This window comes from Pseudomonas sp. W2-17 (genome assembly GCF_041060445.1).
Taxonomy (GTDB): Bacteria; Pseudomonadota; Gammaproteobacteria; order Pseudomonadales; family Pseudomonadaceae; genus Aquipseudomonas.
In genome coordinates this window covers 90,418-105,589 of sequence record NZ_JAUFNS010000018.1, presented here as the reverse complement: position 1 = coordinate 105,589, position 15,172 = coordinate 90,418, and the positions used below count along the sequence as shown (strand labels likewise).

The 15,172-nt window shown below is 60.3% G+C and carries 13 protein-coding genes and 1 pseudogene; 5 read left to right on the top strand and 9 right to left on the bottom strand.

Going from position 1 to position 15,172, the window contains the following annotated elements; genetic code table 11:
- Positions 1-198: 198 nt before the first annotated feature.
- The 4 genes and pseudogenes from QWI20_RS21100 to QWI20_RS21085 all read right to left on the bottom strand — a co-directional run bounded on the left by QWI20_RS21100 (position 199) and on the right by QWI20_RS21085 (position 2,742).
- Positions 199-642, bottom strand: a complete 444-nt coding sequence (locus tag QWI20_RS21100; RefSeq protein WP_108119739.1) for a hotdog fold thioesterase — start codon at positions 640-642, stop codon at positions 199-201.
- Positions 643-721: 79 nt separating this feature from the next.
- On the bottom strand, positions 722-1,180 hold the full coding sequence (sixA, locus tag QWI20_RS21095) for a phosphohistidine phosphatase SixA (protein ID WP_369307067.1): 459 nt from the start codon (positions 1,178-1,180) through the stop codon (positions 722-724).
- A gap of 218 nt (positions 1,181-1,398) precedes the next feature.
- Positions 1,399-1,698 (bottom strand): annotated as a pseudogene (locus QWI20_RS21090) (DUF4389 domain-containing protein); the annotation flags it as partial.
- 18 nt (positions 1,699-1,716) lie between these two features.
- Complete coding sequence (locus QWI20_RS21085) at positions 1,717-2,742, bottom strand: NAD(P)H-dependent glycerol-3-phosphate dehydrogenase (protein WP_369307066.1); 1,026 nt, start codon at positions 2,740-2,742, stop codon at positions 1,717-1,719.
- Between the two features lie 312 nt (positions 2,743-3,054).
- Between QWI20_RS21085 and QWI20_RS21080 the strand changes: the two genes are divergently transcribed.
- The 4 genes from QWI20_RS21080 to QWI20_RS21065 all read left to right on the top strand — a co-directional run bounded on the left by QWI20_RS21080 (position 3,055) and on the right by QWI20_RS21065 (position 7,938).
- The gene (locus QWI20_RS21080) at positions 3,055-4,992 is read left to right on the top strand and encodes a response regulator (RefSeq protein ID WP_369307065.1); all 1,938 of its coding nucleotides are present in this window, start codon (positions 3,055-3,057) and stop codon (positions 4,990-4,992) included.
- Positions 4,993-5,202: 210 nt separating this feature from the next.
- Positions 5,203-5,718: a 3-hydroxyacyl-[acyl-carrier-protein] dehydratase FabA gene (gene fabA / locus QWI20_RS21075; protein WP_074884946.1), complete on the top strand. Its 516-nt coding sequence runs from the start codon at positions 5,203-5,205 to the stop codon at positions 5,716-5,718.
- Between the two features lie 10 nt (positions 5,719-5,728).
- Positions 5,729-6,955 carry a beta-ketoacyl-ACP synthase I gene (gene fabB / locus QWI20_RS21070; protein WP_133771614.1) on the top strand — a complete coding sequence of 409 codons (1,227 nt, stop codon included), beginning with the start codon at positions 5,729-5,731 and terminating at the stop codon, positions 6,953-6,955.
- A 110-nt stretch (positions 6,956-7,065) separates the two neighbouring features.
- Positions 7,066-7,938 (top strand): pirin family protein, encoded by an 873-nt coding sequence (locus QWI20_RS21065; protein WP_369307064.1) that lies wholly within the window; start codon positions 7,066-7,068, stop codon positions 7,936-7,938.
- 70 nt (positions 7,939-8,008) lie between these two features.
- On the opposite strand, the gene QWI20_RS21060 is transcribed toward QWI20_RS21065, so the two are convergent.
- Positions 8,009-8,734: a dienelactone hydrolase family protein gene (locus QWI20_RS21060; protein WP_369307063.1), complete on the bottom strand. Its 726-nt coding sequence runs from the start codon at positions 8,732-8,734 to the stop codon at positions 8,009-8,011.
- A 78-nt stretch (positions 8,735-8,812) separates the two neighbouring features.
- Positions 8,813-10,717: a molecular chaperone HtpG gene (htpG, locus tag QWI20_RS21055; protein ID WP_369307062.1), complete on the bottom strand. Its 1,905-nt coding sequence runs from the start codon at positions 10,715-10,717 to the stop codon at positions 8,813-8,815.
- Between the two features lie 327 nt (positions 10,718-11,044).
- Between htpG and QWI20_RS21050 the strand changes: the two genes are divergently transcribed.
- Positions 11,045-11,296, top strand: coding sequence for a hypothetical protein (locus QWI20_RS21050; RefSeq protein WP_065986299.1), 252 nt, complete (start codon positions 11,045-11,047; stop codon positions 11,294-11,296).
- Between the two features lie 100 nt (positions 11,297-11,396).
- Here QWI20_RS21050 and brnQ read toward each other — a convergent pair whose 3' ends face one another.
- From brnQ to sucC, 3 genes are all read right to left on the bottom strand, one after another.
- Positions 11,397-12,710, bottom strand: coding sequence for a branched-chain amino acid transport system II carrier protein (brnQ, locus tag QWI20_RS21045; protein ID WP_369307061.1), 1,314 nt, complete (start codon positions 12,708-12,710; stop codon positions 11,397-11,399).
- Positions 12,711-13,022: 312 nt separating this feature from the next.
- Positions 13,023-13,910, bottom strand: coding sequence for a succinate--CoA ligase subunit alpha (gene sucD, locus QWI20_RS21040; RefSeq protein WP_265389343.1), 888 nt, complete (start codon positions 13,908-13,910; stop codon positions 13,023-13,025).
- On the bottom strand, positions 13,910-15,076 hold the full coding sequence (gene sucC / locus QWI20_RS21035) for an ADP-forming succinate--CoA ligase subunit beta (RefSeq protein WP_004882574.1): 1,167 nt from the start codon (positions 15,074-15,076) through the stop codon (positions 13,910-13,912). Before sucC ends, sucD begins: the two co-directional genes overlap by 1 nt.
- Between the last annotated feature and the right edge of the window lie 96 nt (positions 15,077-15,172).

Below are 15,172 nucleotides of genomic sequence, written 5' to 3'. Positions count from 1 at the left end.
GCATGGATGCCGCGAGAGCCGCCCCCCGCCATGGATGGCGGATGGCGGCGGGCCCACGGAGCGAGACCGGAGTGAAGGAACCCTGACGAAGGAAGGGCCCAACCAGGAGCAGGCACTTTTGCTTACTTTTGGTGCTTTCAAAAGTAAGTCGCCGAAGGCGAAACAGTCTGCCCCCAGGCAGACGCTCTTGATCTTCGCTCAACGCCCGGGAGGCTGCTCACCATGGGGCACCACCGCCACCGTCAACCGGGAAATGCAACAGGCCTTGCCATCCTCCGTCGTCAGACGAATATCCCAGACATGGGTCGTGCGCCCGATATGAACAGGGTGCGCTACCGCCGTCACTCGCCCACTGCGCACCCCGCGCAAATGGTTCGCGTTGACCTCAATCCCCACACAAAAAAACCGGTCGGTATCAATCACCAGATAACTGGCTGTAGAACCCACCGTCTCCGCCAGCACCACCGACGCGCCGCCGTGCAACAAACCGTAAGGCTGATGAGTGCGCTCATCCACCGCCATGCTCGCCGTCAGAGACCGATCGTCGACCGCTTCAAACCGAATATCCAGCACTTCACCGATGGTGTTCTTCTGCTTCGCATTAAGCGCATCAAGGTCCGGGGGGCTACGCCATACACTCATGGTTCTTCCTTGTTATTGGAGGGTTTGCACTGCATCAATCAATCAGCTGCGGGGAGCAAATAAACCGCTCACCACACCGTCATTCAGCGTGCCGAACATCCACCAGTTCCATCGCGCCGGCAAGGGGCAAATCCGCCTCAAGCCGAGCAAGACTGGCGGTGTGCATCGGTTGCGCATGCTGCAAAGAACCATGCACCGCCAGCCCGATCAACCTCCCCACCAAGGGTTGATGGCTGACCAGCAACACATCCTCCGCGCTGTACGCGTCCAGTTGCTCGAGCACCTTGTGCGGATTGCAGTCCGGCGTCAGCCACGGCACGGTCACGATAGCATCGGTGAACCCGAGGGCCTGACGGACCAGCTCGGCGGTCTGCTGAGCACGCACATACGGGCTGGCGATAATCCGCTGCAGCGGCTGACCCATCAGGTGAGCGGCGCTGCGCAACACCTCTTCACGGCCCTTGGCCGTCAGCTCCCGCTCGGCATCCGTACGAGCCTGAGGTTTCGCCTCGCCGTGGCGCAGAATCCAGAGCTTCACGGTTTCGGCTCTTCGTCGGGTGCAGGCGTGACGGGCGTGACGGGCGGCGTAACCGGCGCAGAGGGCGATGTGTCAACAGCAGGATGCGTATCGACCACCACCGGCGGGGTTTCGGAAACCACCGGCGGCGTGGCGGGAACCGGGTGCGGAGTCACTGGCGCCGGTTGAGGCGTGACGGGCGTCGGCTCAGACGCGGCAGGCGCCGGTTGCGGCTTGACCACCACATGCGGCGCCTCGCCCTCAGGGGCACGCGGCGTGGGCCAGTCAGCAAACGGCCATGGCTTCTGATCGGTGTGGAAGGTGCCGAAGCGACCGATCTGCGCCAGATACTGACTCAGGCTGTCACCGAACGACATGATGCTGAGGCTCGGCGCCCCATTGAACAGGCGGTAAACCAGCTGCACCAGCACAGCCACCCCCAGCACCACCTCCGCCACTTGCCAGACCAGCACAAACAGCACCATCCACAGGATGCGCAGCAGGATCGATTCGTGTTGCTTGAGTTTTGATTCGTTCAAGAGCTTCTCCGTCTAGGATCAGTTGAAACCACTGGTTGAAATGAAGTCGACATCGGTCTTCGGCTCGGCGCGCATCAGCAGCTCGATGACTTGCTCCAGCGTGCGGCCCTCGAAAAGAATGGCGTGAAGCCCGGCCACCAGCGGCATGTACACCTGCAGTTCCTGCGCCTTGGCCTTGAGCACCTTGAGGGTGTTGACGCCCTCAGCGACTTCACCCAGCCGGGTCACCGCTTCGTCCAGGCTCAGGCCCTGCCCCAAGGCAAAACCGACCTGATAATTACGGCTCTTCGGCGAGGAACAGGTGACGATCAGATCGCCGACACCGGCCAGACCCAGGAAGGTCATAGGATTGGCGCCCTGACTGACCGCAAAGCGGGTCATCTCGGCCAGCGCGCGGGTGATCAGCATGCTCTTGGTGTTCTCGCCCATATTCAGCGCCACCGCCATGCCGGCGATGATGGCGTAAACGTTTTTCAGCGCGCCGCCCAGCTCCACGCCAAAACGGTCGGCGCTGGCGTACACGCGGAAGGTACGACCATGCAGTGCGGCCTGAACCTGCTGACAGAGGTCTTCATCTTCGCTGGCAACCACCGTGGCGGTGAGGGCGTGTTCGGCGATTTCCCGGGCCAGATTGGGCCCGGACAGCACGCCAATCCGCGCAGCGGGGGCGATGTCCTGAAGGATTTCGCTCATGAGTTTGAAGGTGTCGCCCTCGATGCCCTTGGTCAGGCTGACCAGCATCTTGCCGGCAAGCAGATCGACGTGCGGGGTCAGTACCCCACGCAGCGCACTGGACGGCAGCGCCACGAACACCAGTTGACTGTCCTGCAAAGTGGCGTGCAGATCGGTGATCGGCTCGACGCCGTCGAGCACCTTGATGCCCTTGAGGTAGCGCGGGTTCTCGCGGTTCGTGCGGATCGCCTCGGCCTGCTCCGGATCGCGCATCCATTGCGTCACCCGATGACCGTTGCCGGCCAACAGGTTGGCCACTGCGGTCCCGAAACTGCCGCCGCCAAGGACCGCTATTGGTTGCTGCTGGGTCATAAAACAATCCATTCAGGGCCATCACATCTGGCGATGCGGGCATTATACGGAGCGTTAGTCTCGGGGCCAGCGGCAAAAGCTGCCCCACGAACTTATAGCCGATCCCCCACTCTTGCCGAGGAAATTGCCCACAGCTCGGTTAAGATGCGCCCCCGAGACGAAAATTCCTCAGCGGCGCCGATGAGCTATCGTCAGGTCGCTCCCGAAGAGATCCGTGACATGACACCAAGCGTTCACTTCCCCTGCCCCGTCAGGCTTTGCCATGCCTGACCCCCGGCACATCCTGCGAACCCGGCCAGCTGGCATCGCGTCGTGACGGCTCAGCGCGGCTGGAACATCAGCACCCGGACGCAGATCCTCAGCCTGGGCCCGGCGTTATTGCTGACCCTGCTGCTGATCAGCTTCTTTACTGTGGTGCGGATTCAGGACCTGCGACAGGAACTCAATCACACCGGGCAACTCATCGCCAACCAGTTGGCGCCCGCGTCGGAATACGGGGTCATCGTCGGCAATAACGCCGTCCTCGAAAACCTCATGAACGCCACGATGAACACGCCTCACGTGCGTTTTCTCGAAGTGCGCAACAGTGCCGGCAAGGTGCTGGTGCATGTCGAACCCGCCGAGGAACAAGGGCATTCCCGGCAGATGGAAGTGTTCCAGGCGCCCATCCGCCTGCAGCCGGACAGGTCCGCGCAGCCGTTCGGAAATGCCGACGAGGCCGGTTCCGGTGACGACCCCAGCGTGCCGGTGGAAGGTTATCTGGGACGGGTGCTGGTGGGCATGTCCAGCGACGCCTTCAACCAGCGCGAGCAGGAGATATTGCTGAAGGCCGGCGTGCTGGCGATGTTCGCCCTGCTCTTTACTTACATGCTGGCGAGACGCCTGTCGCTGAGCCTGTCCCAGCCGATCAGCGCCATGAGTGCGGCAGTGAAAGCCATTCAGCACGGCGATTACTCCGCCCCGCTGCCAGTTGCCGACGATGCCGAGCTGGGCGATCTGGCCCGGCACATCAACAATCTGGCCCTGGGCCTTGAGAAGGCCAGCCGCGAGCAGAAGCAGGCGATGGACGAGCTCATCCGCACCCGCGAGGAAGCCGAACGTGCCAACAACGCGAAGTCCGAATTCCTCGCCATGATGAGTCACGAACTGCGCACGCCCATGAATGGCGTACTGGGCATGCTGCAGTTGATGGAAACCACGAAGATGACCGATGAGCAGGCTGAATACGCCGCGTTGGCCATGGAATCCACCGAGCACCTGCTGCGGGTCATCAACGACATTCTGGATTTCTCCCGCTTCGAGCGCGATGCGCTGGAACTGGAAAGCATTTCTTTCAACCTCGCCGACCTCATCAGCACCTCGGTTCAGGCGTTTGCCCACAACGCACAGCAGCGCGGTCTGGCCCTGGAACTGGATCTGCCGCCGTCGATGGAGGCGCTACAAGTCAAGGGCGACCCGACGCGCATACGGCAGATTCTGGTCAACCTGATCGGCAATGCGCTGAAATTCACCGAGTTCGGCAGCGTGCGCGTCGAAGTGGACTTCACCCTCGCCGACCCGCAGCACATTTTGTTTACCTGCTCGGTGCGCGACAGCGGCATCGGCATTTCTCCGGATCGACTGGAATCGATGTTCGACGCGTTTCAGCAAGCGGACAACTCCATCTCCCGCCGCTATGGCGGCACCGGCCTGGGCCTGCCCATTGCGCGCAACCTGGCCGAACGCATGGGCGGGTCGTTGCAGGCCCAAAGCAGTGAAGGACTCGGCTCGGTATTCCAGCTAAAAATCCCGCTGCAACGGGTTCGGCCGCCGGTGATAGAACCCGCGTCCGGCGGCGTCGGCGAAATGCCCCAGAGCCGCGACGCCTGTGTGCTGCTGGTCGAGGACAACCCGGTCAATCGCACGGTGGTCGAGGCGATGCTGCGCAGCCTGGGTTTGCAGGTAAGCGTGGCGGCGGATGGCCTTGAAGCGGTGAACATGGCCAGCCGGGAAACCTTCGCGCTGATCCTGATGGACTGCCGACTGCCGGTCATGGACGGCTACGAAGCCACGCGCCGAATCAGAATGCTGCCGGGGCTGGCGACGTTGCCCATTATTGCCCTGACCGCCAACGCCCAGCACGGCGACCGGGACATCTGTCTGCAAGCCGGAATGAACGATTACCTGGCCAAGCCATTCAAACGTACTGATTTACAGCAGGTTTTGCAGCGATGGTTGACCATTAAGGCATCTGCGACTGGCGGTAAATGATAAATTCCGGCAGTCTTGTGTGCCGATTCGACCCACGCCCACGCGCGGTCGAAAAATTTCAGTGCACAGGTGTACTTTCATTTCACCCGTGCTGTGACTTTCACTACAACGCAATAGTCTATGAGTAGGCTGCCAGCAGAGGGATGACCCGCTGGCCAGATTGGGTAAGTAACGCCACACCCTGCCGCACAGGATTATCGAGGAGTTCGCATGACCAAACAAAACGCCTTTACCCGGGAAGACCTGCTGCGCTGCAGTCGCGGCGAGCTGTTCGGCCCAGGTAATGCCCAATTGCCCGCCCCTAACATGCTGATGGTCGACCGCATCACCCACATCAGTGAAGAAGGCGGCAAGTTCGGCAAAGGTGAATTGGTCGCCGAACTCGATATCAACCCGGACCTGTGGTTCTTCGCCTGTCACTTCGAAGGTGATCCGGTGATGCCGGGCTGCCTGGGCCTCGATGCCATGTGGCAGCTGGTCGGCTTCTTCCTCGGCTGGCAAGGCCTGCCGGGCCGCGGTCGCGCACTGGGATCGGGCGAAGTGAAATTCTTCGGTCAGGTCCTGCCGACTGCCAAGAAAGTCACCTATAACATTCACATCAAGCGCGTCCTCAAAGGCAAGCTGAACCTGGCGATCGCCGATGGTTCGGTCAGCGTGGACGGGCGTGAAATCTATACCGCCGAAGGCCTGCGCGTCGGTGTCTTCACTTCCACTGAAAATTTCTAAGGGTATTCGCATGCGCCGCGTCGTTATCACTGGTCTGGGCATTGTTTCCTGCTTGGGCAATGACAAAGACACCGTCTCCGCCAACTTGCGTGCAAGTCGCCCTGGCATCCGTTTCAACCCGGAATACGCCGAAATGGGCCTGCGCAGCCAGGTATCGGGTTCCATCGATCCAAACCTGCCGCTCAAGGAACTGGTCGACCGCAAAACCCTGCGCTTCGTTGGCCAGGCGGCGGCTTATGCCTACGTGGCCATGAAGAGCGCCGTGGAAGACTCCGGCCTGACCGAAGAGATGGTATCCAACCCGCGTACCGGTCTGATTGCCGGCTCTGGCGGTGCTTCGACTCTGAACCAGATGGAAGCGCTGGACATCCTGCGCGAGAAAGGCATCAAAAAGGTTCTGCCGTACTACGTCACCCGGACCATGAGCAGCACGGTTTCAGCCTGTCTGGCGACGCCATTCAAGATCAAGGGCCTGAATTACTCCATCGCTTCTGCCTGCGCCACCAGTGCTCACTGCATCGGTACCGCCATGGAACAGATTCAGATGGGCAAGCAGGACATCGTCTTTGCCGGCGGTGGCGAAGAGGAGCACTGGAGCCAGTCGTTCCTGTTCGACGCCATGGGCGCGCTGTCCAGCAAGCGCAACGACACGCCTGAACAGGCCTCCCGTGCCTACGACGCTGACCGTGACGGTTTCGTTATCGCCGGCGGCGGCGGCATGGTGGTGGTCGAGGAGCTGGAGCACGCTCTGGCCCGTGGCGCGAAGATCTACGCCGAACTGGTGGGCTACGGCGCAACGTCCGACGGTTATGACATGGTCGCGCCAAGCGGCGAAGGCGCCATCCGCTGCATGCAGCAGGCGCTGTCCACCGTTGATGGCACCATCGACTACCTGAACACCCACGGCACCTCCACCCCGGTCGGCGACGTCAAGGAAATGGAAGGCGTGCGTGAAGTGTTTGGCGACAAGGCGCCTGCCATCAGCTCCACCAAGAGCCTGTCGGGTCACTCCTTGGGCGCCGCCGGCGTTCACGAAGCGATCTACTGCATGCTGATGATGGAAGGCAACTTCATGGCCGGTTCGGCGAACATCGACGAGCTGGACCCGGCCGTTGCCGACATGCCGATCCTGACCAAGACCCGCGAAAACACCGAGCTGAATCTGGTGATGAGCAACAGCTTCGGCTTCGGCGGCACCAACGCCACGCTGGTGATGAAGCGCTGGACTGGCAAGTAATAGAGTCAGTTGCAGACAAGAAAGGCGCCCTTCGGGGCGCCTTTTTTATGGCTGTTGAAATGCATTGATTCGGACCTGCTTTTTGCAGGACCGAAAGAGAGAGCGCCATCATGCTGACCATCATCCCCCGCGCCGAAGACGTCGAAGGCCAACCGATACTGCGCCCCCTTCCCGCTGCGCAATGCCGGAGCGTGGGGCCTTTCGTTTTTTTCGATCACATGCTGGAGACCACCTACGCGCCCGGCACCGGCATGGACATCCGCCAGCATCCGCACATCGGCCTGTCGACGCTGACCTACCTGTTTGAAGGCGCAATCCGACACAAGGACAGCCTCGGCAGCGATCAGCACGTAAGGCCCGGCGAGGTCAGCTGGATGACCGCCGGCAGCGCCATTGCCCACATTGAACGCACACCCGAAGGCTTGCACGCCAGTGGCTCTCGCCTGCATGGTCTGCAAGTCTGGCTGGCTTCGCCCAAATCCCATGAGCAAGGCGAAGGTCATTACAGCCATCACCCCGCCGCCACCCTGCCGGTCAGCGACGCCATGGGTATTCGTATCCGCCTGATCGCGGGCGAAGGCTTTTGCCTGAAGTCGCCGGTGCCGGTGCTGTCGCCCACGCTTTACGCTGAACTGAACCTGAAAACCGCGACGACTTTGCGAATCCCGGCCGAGCACGAACAGCGCGCGCTGTACGTTATCGAGGGGGACTTGCTGCTGGAGGGCGAGCCGGTGCAGCCGCGCAGTCTGGTGGTGCTGGATGCAGGCATCGAGCCGACGCTTTGCGCGCAGAGCGACTGTCACGCGGTACTGATCGGCGGTGCGCCCCTGGATGGGCCGAGAAAGATGAACTGGAATTTCGTGGCCAGCGATCCGGCGCTGATTGAACAGGCCAGGGCGAAATGGGCGGCCGGGGACTGGCCGACGGTGCCGGGGGAAGTCGAGCGGATTGAATTGCCGGAGGGCAACAGGCTGAAGCGCTGATCGGCCGGGGCCTGCATAGACTCTGTGGGAGTGTCCGGAGGGGCACTCCCACAACAGCTAAACAATCACATCAGCCCGCGAACACTTCGTCCAGCAGGTTGTGCATCGAGGTAAACGCGCGCTTCGACACGGTCGGGTTGTACATCTGTACGCCCGGGTTATTGGCGTGTGGGTCGGTGAACGAATGGAACGCCCCGCCGTAGCTCAAGAGTTGCCAGTCGACGTTGGCAGCGTTCATCTCGGCTTCGAACGCCGGCAATTGCTCTTTTGGCACCAGAGGGTCGGACGCGCCGTGCATCACCAGCACTTTGCCCTTGATGTTGTTGGCGTCAGCCGGGTTCGGCGTGTCGAGTGTGCCGTGAAAGGACACCGCAGCCTTCAACGGCGCACCGGTGCGCGCCAGTTCCAGTGCGCAGCAACCGCCGAAGCAGAAGCCAAACGCCGCCAGCCGAGAGGTATCAACGGCGGCAATTTTCTGGGCCGTCAATTGCTCCAGTGCGGCCTTCATGCGTGTATTCAACAGCACGCGATCATTCTTCAACGGCATCATGGCAGCCGCCGCTTCGTCACCATTAGTCGGGCGCACTTGCTGGCCGTAAAGATCCGCCAGCAAGACCACATAGCCCTTCGCCGCCACGTCTTTGGCAATCTGCTCGGCGTCTTCGCTGACACCCATCCAGTTCGGCGCCATCACCAGACCCGGTGCGGCCTGAGCACCTTCACTGAAGGCCAGACGACTTTCGTAGCTCACGCCGTCGATGTCATACACGACGGACTGCACGGTCACATTGCTCATAGCGAACTCCTGCTGATAAGGATGGGGGGAGATTAAATGACAAAACCCGCCGGAGCGGGTTTTGCCGTCACAAGGATGTTAAACCGAGAGCTCGACCAACAACTTGTTCAAACGGCGCACGTAGGCAGCCGGATCTTTCAAGCTGTCGCCGGCGGCCAGCGCAGCCTGGTCGAACAGGATGTGCGACAGATCGCCGAAGCGGTCTTCATTCTGCTCGTTGTCCAGCTTGCCGATCAGCGGGTGCGAGGGGTTGAATTCGAAGATCGGCTTGGAGTCCGGCACCTTCTGACCACTCGCTTCCAGAATCTGACGCATCTGCAGACCAAGGTCCTGCTCGCCGATCGCCAGAATCGCTGGCGAATCGGTCAGACGGTGGGAGACGCGGACTTCACTGACGGCATCACCCAGCGCAGTTTTCAGGCGCTCGATCAGGCCTTCCTTGTCCTTGGCGACTTCTTCCTGGGCTTTCTTGTCCTCTTCTGAATCAAGCTTGCCCAGGTCCAGGTCACCGCGTGCCACGTCGACAAAACCCTTGCCGTCGAAGTCGCTCAGGTAGCTCATCAGCCACTCGTCGATACGGTCGGTCAGCAGCAGCACTTCAATGCCTTTCTTGCGGAAGACTTCGAGGTGCGGGCTGTTTTTGACCTGCGCGTAGCTTTCGCCGGTAAGGAAGTAGATCTTGTCCTGGCCTTCCTTGGCGCGCGACAGGTAGTCGGCCAACGAAACGCTCTGCTCGCCGCTGTCGTCGGAAGTCGATGCGAAGCGCAGCAGGCCGGCGATCTTCTCCTTGTTGGCGAAGTCTTCGGCCGGGCCTTCCTTCAGCACCTGACCGAAGTTTTTCCAGAAGCCCTTGTAGTCTTCCGGCTGGTTTTTCGCCAGCTTCTCCAGCATATCCAGTACGCGTTTGGTCAGCGCGGACTTCATCGAATCGATGATCGGGTCTTTCTGCAGAATTTCACGGGACACGTTCAGCGACAGGTCGTTGGAATCGACCACGCCCTTGATGAAGCGCAGGTACAGCGGCAGGAACGACTCGGCCTGGTCCATGACAAACACGCGCTGCACGTACAGCTTCAGGCCGCGCGGTGCTTCACGCTGGTACAGATCGAACGGCGCGCGGGCCGGCACGTACAGCAGCGAGCTGTACTCCAGCTTGCCTTCGACCTTGTTGTGGCTCCAGCTCAGCGGGTTCTCGAAGTCGTGGGCGATGTGCTTGTAGAACTCCTGGTATTCCTCGTCCTTGACCTCGGTACGTGGACGGGTCCACAGCGCGCTGGCACGGTTGACGGTTTCCCACTCTTCAACAGGCTCGGCGTCACCTTCGACCGGCGCCTGCTCTTTCGGCAACTGGATCGGCAGGGCGATGTGGTCGGAGTACTTCTTGATGATGTTGCGCAGACGATAGCCGTCAGCAAACTCATCTTCGGCGCTCTTGAGGTGCAGCACGATGCGCGTACCGCGATCGGCTTTCTCGATCGTGGCGACTTCGAACTCGCCCTCGCCTTTCGAGGACCAGTGCACACCTTCGCTGGCGGGCAAGCCGGCGCGGCGGGTGAACACTTCAACCTGGTCGGCCACGATGAACGCGGAGTAGAAACCGACGCCGAACTGACCGATCAGGTGAGAATCTTTCTTTTGATCACCGGACAGGTTCTTCATGAAGTCGGCTGTGCCGGACTTGGCGATGGTGCCCAGATGAGTAATGACATCCTCGCGGCTCATGCCAATGCCGTTGTCTTCCAGGGTGACGGTCTTGGCGTCCTTGTCGTAGCTGACACGGATCTTTAGCTCGGCGCCGCCTTCCAGCAGCTCAGGCTTGGACAGTGCCTCGAAGCGCAGCTTGTCCACCGCGTCGGACGCGTTGGAGATCAGCTCTCGAAGGAAGATTTCCTTGTTCGAGTACAGCGAATGGATCATGAGGTGCAGCAGCTGCTTCACCTCGGTCTGGAAGCCCAGGGTTTCCTTTTGAGTTTCCACACTCATGGTCATCAAACTCCAATCAGTCCACACAAATAGGGGTAGCTGCGCGAAACGCCGAGGGCGGCTCCGAGCAGCGGGTTGTCATCAAGGTGGGGGCTGGGGAGACGATTTCAAGGGCAGGCGTGCTGTCAGCGAAGAATCTTCACCCGCCGAGAACCTCCGGGCTGCAGATCTGTCGACTGAACACGGGACATAAACCATTAACCGCCTGTGATCAGCCGAGTTGTTACACCGCTGAGACGCTTACGTATTTATCCCGCCGGAACATGGAACTAACCTTATAACCGAATGCTCGAAGGCACGTTGATGACCAATAAGGAGAAACACCCCATGCGTAAATCTTTAGCTATTGCCCTCATGCTTTCTGCCACTCTGGGCCTCGCCGCCTGTGACAAAAAATCCGAAGATAAACAGCAAGATGCAAACAAGGCTGCCGAGCAGTCGCAAGAATCGATGCAAAAAGCGCAAGACAAAGTGAACGACGCTGCCAAAGAAAGTCAGGAAGCCGCTCAAAAGAACGCTGAAGCCGCTCAAGAGCGCGCGAAAGAAGCGAACCAGGCAGCACCTGCAACTAAGCAGTAAGTTTCCAGAGTTTCAAAAAACAAAGCCCGCATTTAGCGGGCTTTGTTTTGTCTGCTTGAAAAGATCGGCGTGTTTATTCTGCGACGCGCCGACCTCCTACTCAGGCCAGCGCTTCGCTGCGCTTGCCGAGCATGCGATCCACCACGAACGCGATGAACAGCGTGATCAGCGACGGGATCAGCCAGGCCAGGCCTTGCTCGCTCAACGGCAGATGAGCCAGCGCATCCGGCAGGTACACACCCAGCGCAGAACCCTTGACCGCATCCACCGCACCGATCAGGAACGCCACCAGCATGACCGGCGCGACGATCCGCCCTTGCTCGTGCCAGAAGTCCTTGCAGAAGCTCAACGCTACCAGCGCAATGCACGGCGGGTAGATGGCCGTCAGCACCGGGATCGAGAACTGGATCAGTTTGGTCAGGCCCAGGTTGGACACCAGCAGCGAAAACGCCGCCAGCAGGATCACCAGTGTCTTGTAGGACAGCGGCAGCACGCGGCTGAAGTACTCGGCGCAGGCGCAGGTCAGGCCAACCGCAGTGACCAGACAGGCCAGCGAGATGAGCACGGCGAGGAAGCTGCTGCCCAAGGTGCCGAAGGTGTGCTGGACGTAGGCGTGCAGCACGGCGGCGCCATTGGTTGCACCGGCGGCAACGGCATGGCTGTCCGAGCCCAGACGGAACAGGCTGATGTAGACCAGCGCCAGACCGACACCGGCGATCAGGCCGGCGATGATGGCGTAGCGAGTGATCAACCGAGGCGACTCAACACCGCGCGAGCGAATCGCGTTGACGATGACGATGCCGAAAACCAGCGCGCCCAGGGTGTCCATGGTCAGGTAGCCGTTGATGAACCCTTGGGAAAACGGCGCCGCGACGTAGGCAGGTTCGGCGATGCCCACCTCCCCTGCAGGCAGGACAAACGCAGCGATGCCGAGGATGGCCAGGGCGAAGATCTTCAGCGGCGCGAGGAACCGGCCCACGGTGTCGAGCAATCGACCCGGATAAAGGGAGATCCAGAACACCAGCACGAAATAGACCAGGCTATAGAGAAACAGTGCGAGGGGGCTTTCACCGGTCAGCGGCGCCAGGCCGACTTCAAACGACACCGTCGCCGTGCGCGGCGTGGCGAACAACGGACCCACCGACAGGTAGCAGACGGCGGCGAGAATGGTCCCGGCGACCTTGCCGATCGGGCTGCTCAACGCGTCCATCGCGCCGCCGACCTTGGCGAGCGCGATCACGGTCACCACCGGAAGGCCGACCGCCGTGACCAGAAAGCCCAAAGCGGCCATCCATACGTTGGGGCCGGCCTGGAGGCCTACAATCGGGGGGAAGATGATATTGCCAGCGCCCACGAACAGCGCAAACGTCATGAAACCCAGTGCCAGAATGTCCTGGCCTTTCAACACTTTCATTAAGGAAACCACACTGCTGAATCGGAATTAAGAAGAGGATTTCCCTGAGGGTGGGGGAAATGCTGCCCGCCCTTTTAAGACAGACCCTGAGCGCGCCGCCGCTCCTTGTGGGAGCCGACTGCACAAAACGGCGGCTAGCCTACCCTATTTAGCGCACCGATACAGGGCGGTGCGACCGCTGAATGCACGTTCGTGTCGCATATCAGAAATGTCTTACAGGATCGAGGCCGGGCATCAGGCAAATCGAAACGCCAGAAACGCAAAAGCCACCCGAAGGTGGCTTTTGGTGATCAGGCAGTGAGACGAGGGCGATTAAGCCTTCTTCACTTCCCAACCGGTCAGCTCAGCCAGGGCTTTGCCGATGTCTGCCAGCGAACGCACGGTTTTCACGCCTGCGTCTTCCAGTGCTGCGAACTTCTCGTCTGCAGTACCTTTACCGCCGGAGATGATTGCGCCTGCGTGGCCCATGCGCTTGCCCGCAGGGGCAGTCACACCAGCGATGTAGGAAACAACCGGCTTGGTCACGTGTGCCTTGATGTAGGCAGCCGCTTCTTCTTCAGCCGAACCGCCGATCTCGCCGATCATGACGATCGCTTCGGTCTTCGGGTCTTCCTGGAACAGCTTCAGGATGTCGATGAAGTTCGAACCCGGGATCGGGTCACCACCGATACCGACACAGGTCGACTGACCGAAACCGGCGTCAGTGGTCTGCTTCACAGCTTCGTAAGTCAGGGTGCCGGAACGCGACACGATACCGACTTTACCTGGCAAGTGAATGTGGCCTGGCATGATGCCGATCTTGCACTCGCCCGGTGTGATGACGCCCGGGCAGTTAGGGCCGATCAGGACTACGCCCAGCTCGTCGCATTTGACCTTGGCATCCAGCATGTCCAGGGTAGGAATGCCTTCAGTGATGCACACGATCAGCTTGATGCCGGCGAATGCTGCTTCAAGGATGGAATCCTTGCAGAACGGAGCTGGAACGTAGATGACCGAGGCGGTTGCGCCGGTTTTTTCCACTGCTTCGGACACCGTGTTGAACACGGGCAGGTTCAGGTGCGTGGTGCCGCCTTTGCCTGGGGTCACGCCGCCAACCATTTTGGTGCCGTAGGCAATGGCTTGCTCGGAGTGAAAGGTACCCTGGGAACCGGTGAAGCCCTGGCAGATAACCTTGGTGTCTTTATTGATCAGGACGCTCATTATTTGCCCTCCGCAGCTTTGACGACTTGTTGAGCAGCGTCGGTCAGGCTGGTAGCTGCGATGATGTTCAAGCCGCTTTCTGCCAGTACTTTAGCGCCCAGCTCAGCGTTGTTGCCTTCAAGGCGAACAACCACCGGGATTTTCACGCCGACTTCTTTCACGGCGCCAATGATGCCTTCGGCAATCATGTCGCAGCGAACGATGCCGCCGAAGATGTTGACCAGTACTGCCGCGACGTTGGTGTCGGACAGGATGATCTTGAACGCTTCGGTAACGCGTTCCTTGGTTGCGCCGCCGCCTACGTCGAGGAAGTTGGCTGGCTTGCCGCCATGCAGGTTGACGATGTCCATGGTGCCCATGGCCAGACCGGCACCGTTGACCATGCAGCCGATGTTGCCTTCCAGTGCCACGTAGTTCAGTTCGAACTTGGCAGCGTGGGCTTCACGTGGGTCATCTTGCGATGGGTCGTGGAAAGCCTTCAGCTTTGGCTGACGGTACATGGCGTTGGCGTCGATGTTGATCTTGGCGTCGAGGCAGTGCAGATCGCCGTCAGCCTTGATTACCAGCGGGTTCACTTCCAGCAGGGCCAGGTCGTGGTCCTGGAACAGCTTGGCCAGACCGGTGAAGATCTTGGCGAACTGAGTGACCTGCTTGCCTTCCAGACCCAGCTGGAAGGCCAGATCGCGACCCTGGAATGGCTGAGCGCCAACCAGTGGATCGATGGTCGCTTTGAGAATCTTCTCAGGCGTGTCGTGAGCGATTTTCTCGATGTCCACGCCACCTTCGGTGGAAGCCATGAACACGATACGACGGCTCGAACGATCGACTACAGCGCCCAGGTACAGCTCTTTGGCGATGTCAGTGCACGATTCAACCAGGATCTTGGTGACTGGCTGACCGTTGGCATCAGTCTGGTAAGTGACCAGACGCTTGCCCAACCACTGTTGAGCGAACGCAGCTGCGTCTTCCTTGCTGCGAACCAGCTTGACGCCGCCCGCCTTACCGCGACCGCCTGCGTGAACCTGGGCTTTGACGACCCACTCGGTTCCGCCGATCTTGTCGCACGCTTCTGCTGCTGCTTCCGGGGTGTCTACTGCATAGCCCTTGGATACTGGCAGGCCGTATTCAGCAAACAGCTGCTTACCCTGATACTCGTGAAGATTCATGCTTATTACCGTCTTCGTTAGGTACTGCGCATTCGGTGCTGCTCGTCAAAGCGTGCCGCACCACCTGTGACCGCTTCTCCCGGAGAACGCAAATCA

What these genes read in the sequence shown, in the direction of transcription:
- sucD (WP_265389343.1), bottom strand. Translation starts at nt 13,910, where the DNA reads ATGAGCGTCCTGATCAATAAAGACACCAAGGTTATCTGCCAGGGCTTC.
- QWI20_RS21085 (WP_369307066.1), bottom strand. Translation starts at nt 2,742, where the DNA reads ATGACCCAGCAGCAACCAATAGCGGTCCTTGGCGGCGGCAGTTTCGGG.
- QWI20_RS21065 (WP_369307064.1), top strand. Translation starts at nt 7,066, where the DNA reads ATGCTGACCATCATCCCCCGCGCCGAAGACGTCGAAGGCCAACCGATA.
- fabB (WP_133771614.1), top strand. Translation starts at nt 5,729, where the DNA reads ATGCGCCGCGTCGTTATCACTGGTCTGGGCATTGTTTCCTGCTTGGGC.
- fabA (WP_074884946.1), top strand. Translation starts at nt 5,203, where the DNA reads ATGACCAAACAAAACGCCTTTACCCGGGAAGACCTGCTGCGCTGCAGT.
- htpG (WP_369307062.1), bottom strand. Translation starts at nt 10,717, where the DNA reads ATGAGTGTGGAAACTCAAAAGGAAACCCTGGGCTTCCAGACCGAGGTG.
- QWI20_RS21050 (WP_065986299.1), top strand. Translation starts at nt 11,045, where the DNA reads ATGCGTAAATCTTTAGCTATTGCCCTCATGCTTTCTGCCACTCTGGGC.
- sucC (WP_004882574.1), bottom strand. Translation starts at nt 15,076, where the DNA reads ATGAATCTTCACGAGTATCAGGGTAAGCAGCTGTTTGCTGAATACGGC.
- QWI20_RS21100 (WP_108119739.1), bottom strand. Translation starts at nt 642, where the DNA reads ATGAGTGTATGGCGTAGCCCCCCGGACCTTGATGCGCTTAATGCGAAG.
- brnQ (WP_369307061.1), bottom strand. Translation starts at nt 12,710, where the DNA reads ATGAAAGTGTTGAAAGGCCAGGACATTCTGGCACTGGGTTTCATGACG.
- QWI20_RS21060 (WP_369307063.1), bottom strand. Translation starts at nt 8,734, where the DNA reads ATGAGCAATGTGACCGTGCAGTCCGTCGTGTATGACATCGACGGCGTG.